Source organism: Pannonibacter anstelovis (assembly GCF_036881715.1).
Lineage (GTDB): Bacteria > Pseudomonadota > Alphaproteobacteria > Rhizobiales > Stappiaceae > Pannonibacter > Pannonibacter anstelovis.
In genome coordinates this window covers 1-428 of sequence record NZ_JBAKBF010000032.1, presented here as the reverse complement: position 1 = coordinate 428, position 428 = coordinate 1, and the positions used below count along the sequence as shown (strand labels likewise).

Genomic DNA, 428 nt, shown 5'->3' with positions numbered 1-428 from the left:
TTGGCCAGGCTCCGCCCGGCCAGCACCGCCACCATGGACAGGCCGAAGAGCGCCAGCATGAACAGCTCCGCCGAGCCGAAGGACAGGATCAGCGGCCGGGCGATGACGACAAAGCCCGTCAGCACCACCGCGCCGAAGACACCGCCGAACATGGAGGAGATGAAGGCGGCCGACAGGGCCCGCGCCGCCTGCCCCTGCCGGGCCAGCGGAAAGCCGTCCAGCACCGTCGCCTGGCTGGCGGAGGAGCCGGGAATGCCCATCAGCACCGAGGAGAACGTGTCCGAGGTCGGGATCACGGCCACAAGCCCGATCAGCATCGCCAGCGCGCTGATCTCGTCCATGCCATAGAGAAACGGAATGAGCAGCGACAGACCGGCGATGCCGCCAAGCCCGGGAATGACACCGATCACAAGGCCAACCGACACTCC

1 protein-coding gene is annotated in these 428 nt (G+C 67.8%); it reads right to left on the bottom strand.

From position 1 onward, the window contains the following. Window positions 1-428 (bottom strand): tripartite tricarboxylate transporter permease (locus V6L75_RS20990; protein WP_334253402.1); only part of this gene is annotated, 428 nt, incomplete at both ends.